The sequence below is a fragment of the Desulfocicer vacuolatum DSM 3385 genome, from assembly GCF_900176365.1.
GTDB lineage: Bacteria > Desulfobacterota > Desulfobacteria > Desulfobacterales > Desulfobacteraceae > Desulfocicer > Desulfocicer vacuolatum.
On record NZ_FWXY01000005.1, the window covers coordinates 120,051 to 133,508 of the forward strand.

The following is a 13,458-nucleotide window of genomic DNA, read 5'->3' on the forward strand; positions in this document are numbered from 1 at the left end:
CAGGGAGGTTCAATGGAATCCCAGGCAATGATAAAAGACAAACCCACGTTCCAAGGGTTAACGAACAACGTATCACTGTACATCTCAAAATCCCATGCAAGCTCAAGGATAAATAAAACCGGATCATGGCGATTTGCCCGCCCGGTGTATGAAAATAAGACCGCTCCCTGTAGTGCATCCTGTCCGGCAGGCAATTATATTCCCAAAGTGGTGATGCACCTTTCCAAGGAAAATATCCATGGGGCCTTCAGGGCCTTGATCCAGGAAAATCCCTTTCCGGCCACCTGCGGCAGGGTTTGTTTCCATACCTGTGAATCTGCCTGTAACCGTGGGAGCCAGGATCAGGCTGTGGCCTTTCGATGCCTGGAAAGGTACATTGGAGACATGGCCATCACCGAAAATTTTCCCCTGGATGCCAAATCCCTTGCTGCCGGGAATGCCGGGAATATAAAGGTGGCAATATTGGGGGCCGGTCCGGCAGGTTTGTCTGCGGCCTTTTTTCTCACCCGTCTGGGGTTTTCCTGTGAAATTTTTGAATCCACGGACAAGGCCGGTGGGGTCATGCAATGGGGAATTCCTTCCCATCGTCTGCCAAAATCAGTGCTGGACCATGAAATCCAGAGAATTGTCAACATGGGGATAAAAATTCATTACAACCATTCCCTTGATGCTGAATTCATGACCACGGCCCATCATTCTTTTGGTGCAATGTTTATCAGCCCCGGACTTTCGGTTCCCCTGACCATGGGAATTGAGGGAGAATCCCATATTCACCAGGGATTACAGCTGTTAATGGATATCCAGACAAAGGATATGCCTTTAAAACAGGGCAGGGTGGCAGTGATCGGTGGCGGTAATACTGCCATTGATGTGGCAAGGTCTCTGAAACGCCTGGGAGCTGACCCGGTAATTGTGTATCGCCGACGCAAACAAGATATGCCCGCCTTTGCCCAGGAAATTGTGGATACAGAAAAAGAAGGCATTGAAATCATTGAATTAAAATCTCCGGTGGCAGTTCAAAAAATTGACAAAGGATTTATTTTGAATCTTGTCAGCATGGCACCGGTTACAGAAAAAGGCAATGATGGACGAACCCGGGTGATGCCCGTGGATAACACCCCAGAGACCATGATTTTCAGTGAAATTTATTCAGGAATCGGGGCAACACTCCATGATAGCTGGAAAGCCGATGCCGATGCCCCGGAGTCCGCCATTAAGCTTGATCATGTGGATTTTCATCTTAAAGACATTCCTTTTCTCTACGGTGGAGATTGCGTAAATGATGTTCAAAGCGTGACCCACGCCATTGCATCGGGCAAGGAAGCTGCCATTGCTTTATCGGCATATGTTGATTCCGGCATCGATTCTGTCAAAAAAACCGTGGACATCTGCCGGCTGGGTGCAGGAAAAGCCTTGTCCATGGAGATATATTTACAGGGTGAAAGACGTCTCAACTCAGATCATGTGGTGACAGATACGGAAATCAACCTGGATTATTTTACATCAACCCCCAGAATTGAGCCTGGGCATATTCCACTTAAAACTTCGGTGACCTCCTTTAAAGAGGTGGAAAAAACTTTCACCCGGGAAGCGGCCATGGCAGAGGCCCTGCGCTGTTATCAATGCGGATTTTGTAATGAGTGTGAAAACTGTCGAATTTTTTGTCCGGAAATTTCCATCACACGGCAAAATGGCAAAAAGATGATTGATCTGGATTATTGCAAGGGGTGCGGGGTCTGTTCGGTGGAGTGTCCCCGGAACGCCATCACCATGGAGGAGGAAAAATGAAGCATGTGATTGAAGGCAGTCATGCCATTTCTGAAGCGGTGAAACTTGCCCGGGTGGATGTGGTTTCCGGGTATCCCATCACCCCCCAGACCCATATCATTGAGGCCATTTCCGAGTATTGTGCCAATGGCGAAATGAAAGCAAAATTTATTCCCGTGGAAAGTGAACATTCGGCCATGGCAGCCGTTGTGGGGGCCGCAAGCACCGGAGTACGCACCTTCACCGCCACCTCATCCCACGGCCTTGCCCTGATGCACGAAATGCTTCACTGGGCCGCCGGTGCCAGGCTTCCCATTGTGCTTGGGGAAGTCAACCGGGCCCTGGGGCCGGGGTGGAACATCTGGATGGACCAGAGTGATTCCCTTGCCCAGAGAGATACCGGGTGGATACAGCTCTATTGTGAGAACGGGCAGGAGGCCATGGATACCACCCTTTTTGCCTTTCGCCTGGCAGAGCTTGTAAACCTGCCGGTGATGGTGGTCATTGATGCTTTTTTTGTTTCTCACACCTTTGAACCGGTGGCCATACCCGAGCAGGAGCATGTGGATGATTTTTTACCCCCCTATGAACCCCGCATTGCCCTTGATCCTGACAATCCCTTTGCTTTGTTTCAAATGGCTCCCCCCAATGTATATATGGAGATGCGCCAGAGTATTCACAGGGCCATGGAACACACCCTTGATATTTATCATGAGGTGGAGAACGAGTTTGACGCTGTATTTCATCGTCGATACGGCATGATTGAAGAAATTAACTGTGAAAATGCCGATATTATACTGGTGACCACAGGATCTGCCACCAGCACTGCCAGGCAGGTGCAGATGGACATGGAAAAACAGGGGGAACGCTTTGGTATTTTAAAAATCAAAACATTTCGTCCCTTTCCCGGAAAGGCTATTTGTAATGCGCTGCAAAAAGCAAAAAAAGTGGCTGTGCTTGATAGAAACTTCTCCTTTGGGTCCGGTGGCATTTTTGCCCAGGAGGTCAAAGGGGCGTTACAGGTTCTTTCCCAGGGACCTGTTGTATTTAATTATATTGCCGGGCTTGGGGGGCGGGATATCACCCCGGATATCATTTCGGAAGTTTATTTAAAAACCAGGGACAGGGATCTGCCCCCTTGTGGCAGTGAGTGGCTGGGAACCTCCCCCCGTGATGAGAATTAAAAAATTTCATTGTTTTTGGCATTTGAATTTTTCTGATTTGATTCCCATGGGACAATGGATCATCCATTGCTGATTCCAGGCATCAATCATGATGTTAAATTTTGAATTTCTTTTTACAGGAATCTATATATATGCAAACATTAAATATTTCTGATGTTGATTTTGCAGAACCCGGAAACATGAGCTGTCCCGGATGTGGTGCAAGCATTGCCATGAATCTGGCGTTAAAGGCTCTGGGGCAGGACACCATTTTGGTGATTCCCGCCTGTTGCTGGGCCATCATTGCAGGCCCCTATCCCATGTCATCTTTAAAAGTACCCATCCTTCACACAGCCTTTCCTTCGGCGGCGGTGACTGCAAGCGGGGTCCGGGCGGGCCTTGACATGAAAGGGGACACCAAGACCACTGTGGTGGCCTGGGCCGGAGACGGGGGCTCCTTTGACATTGGCATTCAGTCTCTATCCGGGGCTGCCGAGCGGAACGATGATATTATTTTTGTATGCTATGACAATGAAGCATATATGAACACCGGGGTCCAAAGAAGCTCTTCCACCCCCTACGGCAGTCGCACCACCACCACACCGGGACAGGGATGGAAAAAAACCCGGAAAAAAAATATGATTGAAATCATGGCAGCCCATGGCGTTTCCTATGCAGCCACTGCCAACATTGCCTACCCCGAGGATCTTATTCGAAAATTTAAAAAAGCCCGGGAACTTAAGGGTGGTACACGCTTTATCCATGTTTATGCCACCTGTACAACAGGATGGGGAGCCCCATCGGAGTATGCGGTTAAAATCGCCCGTCTTGCCACCCGGTGTAATCTGTTTCCCCTGTACGAGGTGGAAGACGGCATCACTTACACCCTCAACGAAAAAGGTGATACGCCGGTGGATGCATACCTGAACCTGCAGGGACGCTTTAAGCATCTTTCACTGGAAGATAAAGCAGGCATCCAAAACCAGGTTGACAAGGATTTTGCAGTGCTGAAAAATAAACTTTCGGTTTGTTAAACGATCCTGTCCCGATGCTGCCTATATTCTCTGTTTCAATCTTCAGCCGGTGGATACTTTGTTTGCTGCGTTTTCAAAAAAGTGTCCACTGCTTTGTATCATGAACAGGCAGAAAGGGGGATTGCCAATATTTATTGCCTTTTTCATCGTGAATAGATATCCTTTTATAAAATCTTCAGGAAGTATAAGGGGGTATCATGCTTACCATTGAAAAACTTTTTCTGCGAAATATGATCATCGCCATTTTCACGGCCATGGGATTTTTATATTTATTTTGGATTTACACGGAGTACACCGCTTTTGTGACGGAATCCCGTCAGATGAAAATTGAATATATCAAATCCCAGAAGAAAACCTTGAAACATCAGGTGACAATGGTACTCGATTATATTCAATACATGGAAGCGCAGACTGAAACTCAATTGAAAAAGACCATTCAAAACCGGGTAAAAGAAGCCCATGCCCTTGCCTCCAATCTTTATGAAGAAAATAAAGAAGTAAAACCAAAGGCAGAAATAGTCAAAATGATTAAAGATGCCCTTCGACCCATTCGCTTTAACAACGGCAATGGGTATTTTTTTGCATTTTCCATGGATGGAACTGAAATTTTATTTGCCGACCACCCGGAAATGGAAGGCAGAAACATGCTGTCCGTCCAGGGACCCGGTGGAGACTTTGTTGTAAAAGATATGATTGAAATCCTAAAAGAAAAGAGCCGTGGATTTTATCAATATACCTGGACAAAACCCGGTGACACCGGCCGTTCGTTCCAGAAAATTGCCTATGTAAAATATTTTAAACCCTATGGCTGGGGTATTGGGACAGGGATATATATACAGGACATGAAAGAGCAGATCCAAACGGATGTTCTGGAACGGGTCAGTAACATGCGGTTTGGACAGAACGGATATTTTTTTGGCAGTGAGTATGGGGGATTTCCATTGTTCACCAACGGAAAAATTACCCGGGGCGGAGATAATCTCTGGAATCTTACTGACAGCGATGGGGTCAAAATTATCCAGGAAATGGACCGGGTTTCAAAAAAGCCTGAAGGCGGGTTTATCCAATATTCCTGGCATAAACTTGATTCCCAAATTCCCATCCCCAAGCTTGTGTATGTGCAAAATATTCCCGACTGGAAATGGATTATCGGTGCAGGTATTTACATTGATGCCATTGACAGCACCATCCTGTCGTGGAAAAATACGCTTTACAAAAATTTTAGAAATAAAGCCGTTACAAGTTTTATTCTCTTTTTCGCAATGTCTCTGGTCATCTATTTCTGGGCCAGACATCTGGCGGGTAAGGTTCAGCAAAGCATTAAAACCTTTGGGAATTTTTTTGAAGAGGCCTCTTTAACATCCACCTACATTGATCCGGAATCCCTGCCTTTTTTTGAGTTCAGAAACATAGCCCTTGCCGCCAATCAAATGGTTGAAATACGAGAACAAACCCTTGAAGCCCTTGAACTCAGCGAAAAAAGGTATGAAAAATCCCAGCTCATGGGCAAGGTGGGAAACTGGGAATATCATATTTCCACCCAGAATTTCTGGGGATCAAAGGGGACAAAACGAATTTACGGATTTGATCTGGACAAAGAGTTCCTGACAGTGGCGGATGTGGAGCGCTGCATACCCCAGAAAACAGACATACACCAAATTATGATGTCACAAGTTAATAAATCATCCACAATACCGTTGGAATTTAATATCACCACCCAAAACACCGGTGAACAGAAAACCGTCATCACCATGATGGAACTGGAAGAAGATGATAAAGGTACCCCCCATAAGATCAACGGCGTGCTCCAGGATGTCACCCAGTTGAAAAATCTGGAAAAAGAACTTCGACAGGCCCATAAGATGGAGGCGGTGGGGACACTTTCCGGCGGTATTGCCCATGAGTTCAATAACATATTGGGCGTGATACTGGGCAATGCAGAACTTGCCATTGAAGATTTTCCCCAGGATGATCCCCGGGGTTATTTTCTGGAAGAGATTAAAAGCGCCAGTTTGCGGGGAAAAGAGATTGTTTCACAGCTGCTCAGTTTCAGTCGAAGGGATGAACAACACCCAAAGCAGCTGATCAAGGTAAATGAAATAATTAATAATGCCATTTCTTTTCTCAGGGCTTCCCTTCCCAGTACCATACAGTTTAGTAAAAGCATTCAAACCGATTGTCATCCCATTGTCGGAAATCCCACCCAGATACATCAGGTTATGATAAACCTTTGCAATAATGCGGCCCAGGCCATGGAAACATCCGGGGGAAGACTTTCCATTACATTGGAAAATGTTTTTTTGACCAAACCGCTTCGATCCCAGGATTTACACATAGATCCGGGAAAATATGTTCGATTGAGCGTGTCAGATACCGGACAGGGGATTTCCAGAGAGATTATGGATAACATATTTAATCCTTTTTTTACCACCAAACCCGTTGACAAGGGCTCAGGCATGGGCCTTAGCGTGGTTCACGGGATCATGAAGGCCCATGGCGGACTCATTAAAATATACAGTAGGCCCGACGAAGGAACCACCTGTGAATGTTATTTTCCCCCGGGAAACGGAAGGCCCGGAACAGAGATTCACCCTGTGGGGAAAATAATAAAAGGAAAAGAAAACATTTTATTTGTGGATGACAATGTACATGTGGTTAAAGTGGGGGAGCAGATTCTGGAAAAACTGGGATACCGAGCCGTCACAGAAGAAAATCCTGAAAAAGCGCTGGCATTGTTTAAAAAAAATCCAGATGCGTTTGATCTGGTTATCACTGACATGACCATGCCCGGGATGACAGGTGATCAGCTCATTGAAAAACTTATTGAATTAAAACCCCATGTCAGGGTCATTATCTGTTCCGGGTACAGTTCCCGTATGAACAAAAAAGAAGCGGCCCGGGTGGGGGCCGCCGCATATCTAATGAAACCTTTTGAAATATCTGTACTGGCAGAGACCGTTCGAAGGGTGCTGGATACAAAATAGGGCTCTGCACAATAAGTTTATGGATTTTAAAACCGCTTATCGAACTATTTTTTTGCAAGGGGAACCACGGTCACCGGTATTCTGGAGCGTCGTAGCACCCGCTTGGCAACGGTTCCCAGAAAAGTTTGTGAAAATCCTTTTTCATGGGCGCCCATGACAATGAGATCTGCGTCCATCTCCTTTGATATTTTCAATATCTGTTCTTCCGGATACCCCTTGGTCACCTTGATGGTGAGACGCTGGGGGTCAATGGGTTCTCCCCCCTCCAGGGGTGCTTCACACAGGCGCCTGACCCTGGCTTTCATTTCATCCATGGCACCTTGTTCCCTTTTTAAAAGAAGTTCTTTACGCACATCTTTACCAAAGTAAGAGGAAAAGGCCAGTTTTGCTTCCGGTGAAAGCTCTTCCATTACATGTAAACTGGTGAGGTGTGCGTTGAATTGATTGGCAAGGAAAAGCGCATATTGAAAAAAATGCGGTGCTGCCTGTGAAAGGTCTGTTGCGTATAAGATTTTTTTAATCTGATTTGTCATTGTTTGTCCTTGGATTTGAATTAAGGCTGTTTGAGTCAAAAAAATAAAAATTGAACCCCCACGATCCTGGGATCGTGGGGGTTGATATGGGCAAAAGTTAGTTAATCGCTGTTTTTCTTAATATCCTAATAATTTGGGGAACCACAGCGAAATCTGCGGAATGTATGCAATGAGAAAAACAGCTGCAGTGGCTACAATGGAGAAGGGAATGGCTTTAAGTGAAATCTCTTCGATTGTGACATCCGCAATACCTGATGCGATGAATAGGTTTTCGCCCAGGGGCGGGGTTTGAAATCCAATTTCGCAGCAACATACAAGCACAATACCAAAATGAATGGGATCAATGCCAAGATTATACATGACAGGTAAAAGAACCGGGGTCAGAATCATAATGGTGGCAAGGGTTTCCATGAACATGCCCACAAACAGCAAAAAGAAAATAATCATGGCCCAGATCAGATAGGGGTTGCTGGTGAGGGATAACATGGCTTCAGCCACAATGGCAGGAATCTGATTTTCCACCAGAAGGCGCCCAAACACCGTGGCGGTGAACAAAATGAGCAATACCCGGCCGGTGAGCCAGGTGGTGGTTTCCAGGGCTGCCATGATATCTTTAAGTTTCAGTTCTCTGTGGATGGCAAATCCCACAAACAAGGTATAGAAAATTGCCACAATGGCTGATTCTGTGGGGGTAAACATACCGCTGTAAATTCCCCCGAGAATAACAACCGGGGCCAATATGGCCCAGAAACCGTTTTTAAAGGCCTTGCCGATGGTGGCAAGTGACCATTTGTCTGTTAAGCCTTTATAACCATGTTTTTTGCAGAGAAAATAATTCATCAACATAAGGCTTCCGGATATCACAAGACCGGGCAGAAATCCTGCCACAAAAAGCTTGGGGATGGATACCGTTTGAAAGGCACCAAACTTGGCCACAGCCTCGGCCGGTGCCTGGATGCCCATGCCGGAAATGCCGAAAATAACCATGGGAATGGAAGGGGGAATAACAACACCAAGACCGCCGGAGGAGGCAGTGATGGCCGAGGCATACCCCTTGTCATAACCTCGATTCATCATGGCCGGAATCATGAGCATGCCCACAGCGGCGGTGGTGGCCGGACCGGAACCGGATATGGCACCAAAGAACATGCAGGCCAGAACCGTGGCACAGGAAATACCTCCGGTGACGGGACCGGCAAAGGATTCTGCCAGAATAACCAGGCGTTTTGACACCCCGGCGGCTTCCATTAAGGAACCTGCAAGTATAAAGGCAGGCAACGCCATAAGGGGAAATGAGCCGACAGATGTAAATGCAATCTGTACAAGTTTAATGGGGTTGTCGTCCAGGAAGATAAATGCTGCCATGGCCGAAACACCCAGGGATATTGAAATCGGAGCACCCAATAAGAGCAGGCCGATGAATGCGCCGAACAGGATATAAACTACTGTGGTTTCCAAATCAATTCTTCTCCTGAATTAGATGTCTTTGATCTCGTTTGCGCCTGATTCCAATGTTTTTTCCACCTCAATGGCATCGGGATCACGGATATCAATACCTTTAACCAATTTCAGGTAGTTGATCTGAAGCACCCGAACGGTCATGAAAACAAAGGAGATGGGGAGAACCATATAGACATACTTCATGGGAATTCCCATGGTTTGGGATTTCCAGAACAGATTCATTTTCACAAAGACAAATTGATAACTAAGATAGATAAAATAACAGTTGAAACCCACCCATATTAAATCTGAGAAAGCTTCAATCCACATGGCCACTTTTTTGGGGAATATTTTAAATTGGAAGGTCACCCGGTTATGGGCCCCCAGCCTGCAGGCGTAACAGGCTCCAAAAAAAACAAACCACACAAACATATAGGTGGCCAGCTCCTCACCCCATGACAGGGAGTATTCAAAAAATTCACGGAGAAGAATCTGGATAAAAAGGAGAACTACAAAAAATGCCAGCAGGAACTGACAAATATAATTTTCTAAGTTATCAAGGAATTTAAATATGATGCGGTGCTTCTTTTCCATGGTGGTTCCTTTTTTAGAAACAGGTTGTGCCGCCTGCCATGTGTGTATCGCATGGCAGGTGGCACAATTTTTTACTGGATAATCCGGTGTTGGAAGGAATCGCTGCGCTCACCTTCCAACCAAAAGTTGCAACAGACACACTTCGCACGCTGATGAACTTTTGGTTATAGCTTAGATGCTTCGGCCCAGTGTGTTGAGAATTTTTTCCAGCTTATCTTTTCCACCAATGCTGTCATAATATTTGGGCCATACGGCCTTTGTGGCTTTTTCAATCCACTCTTTTTCACCATCGGCAGCTTCATCAATAACCATGCCTTTGTCAACAAGGTCTTTTTTGATGGCATCTTCTGAAGCTCTCAGGTGGGCTGCACTGTGGAGTGTGGCCTCTTTTCCGGCTTCAATCAGGATGGCCTGCATTTCCTTGGATTGATCCTGGAAAAGACCCTCTGAAACAATGAGGGGCTCAAGGGAGAAGATATAGCGGATGGTGGTGATATATTTCTGAATTTCATAAAATTTCATGGAATGAACGGTGAGAAAGGGATTGTCCTGGCCATCCACAACCTTTTGCTGGAGAGCGGTAAAGGTTTCAGACCACGCCATGGGGGTGGGGTTGATGCCCCAGGCTTTATAAGAATCAATCATGATGGCATTTTTGGGAACCCGGATCACCAGCCCTTTAAGATCTTCCAATGTTTTAACCGGACGTTTGGAGTTGGTCAATACCCGGAATCCTGTGTAGGTCCAGCCAAGGATACGAACACCGGCATCCCGAATGGTGTTGGCGGCAAGCTCTTTACCCACTTCACCCTGGGTCAGCTGCTCTGCTTCTTCAAGGCTCTGGATGACATAGGGAAGAGAAAGGCTTCCCACAGTGGGGGAAAAGGGGGTGATATTATTGATGGCAAGGAGGGAAAAGTCAAGGGTTCCCATGGAACAGTCATTTACGGTGTCCTGCTCACTTCCCAGTTGACCGTTGAGAAAAAGATTTACTTTATATTTACCGTCGGTTTTTGACTCCAGTGCTTCAGCAAACTTTTTTCCCATTTCGTGCTGGGCGCTGTTTGCAGCATCGCCCACAGCCACTTTCCAGGTTTTTGCAGAAACAGGCATTGCAAGGGTGACAATCAAAGTTAAAATCGCCAATCCGGTCAAAGGGGTTTTCCAGTTAGATAATTTCTTCATTGGTTCTCCTTGGATTAAGGTGTTTTAAATTTGTGCGACATCATTTCCAAAATCAGTGCATTTAAAAAAAACAAAATGAATGAATTTCAGCGTCGTCCATGGTTATTTTTAAAAAGAGCCTTACAAATCGCCTGATCTAAAAATAGCATCATATCACAATGTCACACCTTTATTTATGATGTCTAAAATATCAGATTTTACACATCTGTCAAGATATATTTGTTTTTGATAAAACAATCGGTTCCGCCACTTTATTGTAAGGCTTTTACAGGCTTGACGTAAACAATACACGTTATGACGGTATGCGGTCAATAATTTTATAAAATATTTTCGAATAATTTTCATAAAATATAGATTTTCAATATTCCTTCTTGACAGCAACGGCGATGGATATAAAATCAATCCCGGTTCCATCAATCTCCATTTAACCATGGAAATATAAAATAAAAGGACCGGTTATCACTTGATGTTTTGAACCGTTTCGGATTATCTCTTCCCGGGTGGCGCTGTTTTTATCAACTTCATAATGAGGATTTTCATTGAAATTTATTTTAAATAACCAGGTAAACCTGCTGGGATTGAAGTCCCAAACCGCCGATATTATCAAACAACATTTGACTTTATTGAATCCAAAATATGAAGAAGCTCGAAAAATGGGGAGATATTCAGGCAATATACCAGAAAAATTAACATTCTTCAACAATATTGAAAATGGCCTTCAATGCCCCCGGGGATTTTCTGATCAAGCCTATCGGATTTGCAGGCAAAATGAAGACAGGATAAAAGTGGAAGATAACCGAAGGGTGCTGCCCCCTGTTGATTTTAACTTCACCGGGACCCTCCGGGATTATCAAGACACCGCCGTGTCTGCAATGATTCCCCACACCCATGGTACTCTTTTTGCGCCCACCGGAAGTGGAAAAACAGTCATGGCTTTGGCCATCATTGCCCGTCACAGTCAACCCACCCTTATTGTTGTCCACACCCGGGAGCTTTTAAATCAGTGGCTGGGGGCCATTGAACACTTTTTGGGTATTACGGATGTGGGTATCCTGGGCGCAGGAAAATTCAAGCCGGGAAACATCATTTCTGTGGGATTGGTACAGACCCTGAAAAATAAGTATGCTGCAATCACAAAAAAGGTGGGGCATGTGATTGTGGATGAATGTCATAAATGCCCGGCCAGGACATTCACGGATGTTATAACACAATTTGACGCAAAATTTTTTACAGGCTTATCTGCAACCCCCTGGCGCCGGGATAAACTGACCCTTTCCATCTATTTTCATCTGGGAGAACAGCGTCATCAAGTCCCCCGGGAGCAGTTATTCCAACAGGGGAACTTGATCAAACCCCGGGTGATTCCCCGGGAAACTGTCTTTGAAACCCCCACCGATCCGGGGCGCTATTACAGCATTATGATGAAGGAACTTTGCCGTGACCCGGAGCGAAATCGTCTTATTTGCAGGGATATTTCGCTGGACGATAATAAAGGAATAAAACTCATATTGTCCGATCGCCGGGAACATTGCCATGAACTGGCAAGAATTTTAGATGCGGATTATGGGCTGGCATCCATGGTGCTCACCGGCAGTACTCCCGCCGGAAAACGAGAAGAAATCGTTTCTTCCCTGAAAGAGTGCTCCTCTGCCATATTGATTTCCACCATTGCACTTTTATCCGAAGGTTTTGATCTTCCCCGCTTGTCAACCCTTTTTTTAACGACCCCCATCCGATTCAGCGGACGGCTGATGCAATGCCTTGGCAGGATACTTCGGCCTGCGCCGGGGAAGAATAAAGCAACGGTTTATGATTATGTGGATACCCGGGTGGGAGTATTGTGCAATGCCGCCGCCGCCCGGGAACAGATTTATATGGATCTTTTTGGCACAGGATTTACTTATCCTCCACAGCTAAGCTCCGGGGAATGATTTTCCATGGCGTTAATGATTTTTCGGGTGTTTTTACCCGGTTTACCGTTTCCCACAACCGTATCATTGATCTGAACCACCGGCACAACACCTTTGTTGGTTCCGGAGATAAACACCTCCCGGGCGTTGAGCAGTTCATCTATATGAAGTGTTCTGAATTCAATGGGAAAAAGAGGCTCTGCCAGGGAAAGAATCACCTTTCGGGTAATGCCTTCCAGCACCCCGGTATCGGCAGTGACAAGGATATTGTCAATAAATGCAAAAAGATTGCTGGTGGTTCCTTCGGGAATATTTCCATCCCGATCCATGAGAAGGGCCTCCATGGCATTTTGTTCCCGTGCTTTTTTTAAAGCAAGGCTTGCTGAAATGTAGGAAATACTTTTGGCACCGGGAATGGAACGCTGGGAAAGGGTGGTGATCACCTTAACCCCATGGGTATACCAATGGGCAGGAATGGAGGGCATCGGTGTCACCAGTATAATAAGCCTGGGTTCACCCCGGGGGGTCATAAAATCACTGCTGGAGCCACCGGTGATGATGATCCGGATATTGGCATTATCCATATCTGAATTTCGTTCCAGGGTTTCCAGGACTATTTTTTCAATGGTCTCCCCGGACCATGGAAGGGTAAGTCCGATTTTTTCAGCAGAGGTTTCCAGGCGGGCAATGTGTTCTTCAAGAAAACAGGGCATTCCGTTAAATGTTCTCATGAGGTCACACACTCCAAGTCCCCTTAAAACGGCAAGATCATCCACAGGAATAACGGCCTTATCCGCTTCAACAAATTTTCCATTCACATAATATATATTTTTTTTATCCACTGTTTT

Annotated in this window: 10 protein-coding genes; 5 read left to right on the forward strand and 5 right to left on the reverse strand. The window is 45.7% G+C overall.

All coding sequences use genetic code 11. From position 1 onward, the window contains the following. The first annotated feature begins 12 nt into the window (after positions 1–12). From B9A32_RS06280 to B9A32_RS06295, 4 genes are all read left to right on the forward strand, one after another. Positions 13–1,788: an FAD-dependent oxidoreductase gene (locus B9A32_RS06280; RefSeq protein ID WP_084067589.1), complete on the forward strand. Its 1,776-nt coding sequence runs from the start codon at positions 13–15 to the stop codon at positions 1,786–1,788. Continuing rightward, the gene (locus B9A32_RS06285) at positions 1,785–2,951 is read left to right on the forward strand and encodes a transketolase C-terminal domain-containing protein (protein WP_084067591.1); all 1,167 of its coding nucleotides are present in this window, start codon (positions 1,785–1,787) and stop codon (positions 2,949–2,951) included. Before B9A32_RS06280 ends, B9A32_RS06285 begins: the two co-directional genes overlap by 4 nt. Before the next feature lie 131 nt (positions 2,952–3,082). After that, entirely contained in the window at positions 3,083–3,964 is an 882-nt protein-coding gene (locus B9A32_RS06290; RefSeq protein ID WP_084067593.1) for a thiamine pyrophosphate-dependent enzyme, read from the forward strand. 197 nt (positions 3,965–4,161) lie between these two features. Next, positions 4,162–6,948 carry a cache domain-containing protein gene (locus B9A32_RS06295; protein ID WP_084067595.1) on the forward strand — a complete coding sequence of 929 codons (2,787 nt, stop codon included), beginning with the start codon at positions 4,162–4,164 and terminating at the stop codon, positions 6,946–6,948. 44 nt (positions 6,949–6,992) lie between these two features. Here B9A32_RS06295 and B9A32_RS06300 read toward each other — a convergent pair whose 3' ends face one another. The 4 genes from B9A32_RS06300 to B9A32_RS06315 all read right to left on the reverse strand — a co-directional run bounded on the left by B9A32_RS06300 (position 6,993) and on the right by B9A32_RS06315 (position 10,700). Continuing rightward, positions 6,993–7,481: a universal stress protein gene (locus B9A32_RS06300; RefSeq protein WP_084067597.1), complete on the reverse strand. Its 489-nt coding sequence runs from the start codon at positions 7,479–7,481 to the stop codon at positions 6,993–6,995. 117 nt (positions 7,482–7,598) lie between these two features. Next, complete coding sequence (locus tag B9A32_RS06305) at positions 7,599–8,939, reverse strand: TRAP transporter large permease (protein WP_084067600.1); 1,341 nt, start codon at positions 8,937–8,939, stop codon at positions 7,599–7,601. A gap of 18 nt (positions 8,940–8,957) precedes the next feature. After that, positions 8,958–9,515, reverse strand: a complete 558-nt coding sequence (locus B9A32_RS06310) for a TRAP transporter small permease (RefSeq protein ID WP_084067602.1) — start codon at positions 9,513–9,515, stop codon at positions 8,958–8,960. A 171-nt stretch (positions 9,516–9,686) separates the two neighbouring features. Continuing rightward, positions 9,687–10,700, reverse strand: coding sequence for a TRAP transporter substrate-binding protein (locus tag B9A32_RS06315; protein WP_084067604.1), 1,014 nt, complete (start codon positions 10,698–10,700; stop codon positions 9,687–9,689). 539 nt (positions 10,701–11,239) lie between these two features. Here B9A32_RS06315 and B9A32_RS06325 point away from each other — a divergent pair. Further along, positions 11,240–12,631 carry a DEAD/DEAH box helicase gene (locus B9A32_RS06325; protein ID WP_084067608.1) on the forward strand — a complete coding sequence of 464 codons (1,392 nt, stop codon included), beginning with the start codon at positions 11,240–11,242 and terminating at the stop codon, positions 12,629–12,631. Here B9A32_RS06325 and B9A32_RS06330 read toward each other — a convergent pair. Continuing rightward, a complete protein-coding gene (locus B9A32_RS06330) occupies positions 12,601–13,452 on the reverse strand; it encodes an aminotransferase class IV (RefSeq protein ID WP_232367068.1) in 852 nt (283 codons plus the stop codon). The genes B9A32_RS06325 and B9A32_RS06330 overlap by 31 nt on opposite strands. Positions 13,453–13,458: the final 6 nt, after the last annotated feature.

Coding starts and splice junctions, on each gene's coding strand:
- B9A32_RS06280 (WP_084067589.1), top strand. CDS start 13: ATGGAATCCCAGGCAATGATAAAAGACAAACCCACGTTCCAAGGGTTA.
- B9A32_RS06285 (WP_084067591.1), top strand. CDS start 1,785: ATGAAGCATGTGATTGAAGGCAGTCATGCCATTTCTGAAGCGGTGAAA.
- B9A32_RS06290 (WP_084067593.1), top strand. CDS start 3,083: ATGCAAACATTAAATATTTCTGATGTTGATTTTGCAGAACCCGGAAAC.
- B9A32_RS06295 (WP_084067595.1), top strand. CDS start 4,162: ATGCTTACCATTGAAAAACTTTTTCTGCGAAATATGATCATCGCCATT.
- B9A32_RS06300 (WP_084067597.1), bottom strand. CDS start 7,481: ATGACAAATCAGATTAAAAAAATCTTATACGCAACAGACCTTTCACAG.
- B9A32_RS06310 (WP_084067602.1), bottom strand. CDS start 9,515: ATGGAAAAGAAGCACCGCATCATATTTAAATTCCTTGATAACTTAGAA.
- B9A32_RS06315 (WP_084067604.1), bottom strand. CDS start 10,700: ATGAAGAAATTATCTAACTGGAAAACCCCTTTGACCGGATTGGCGATT.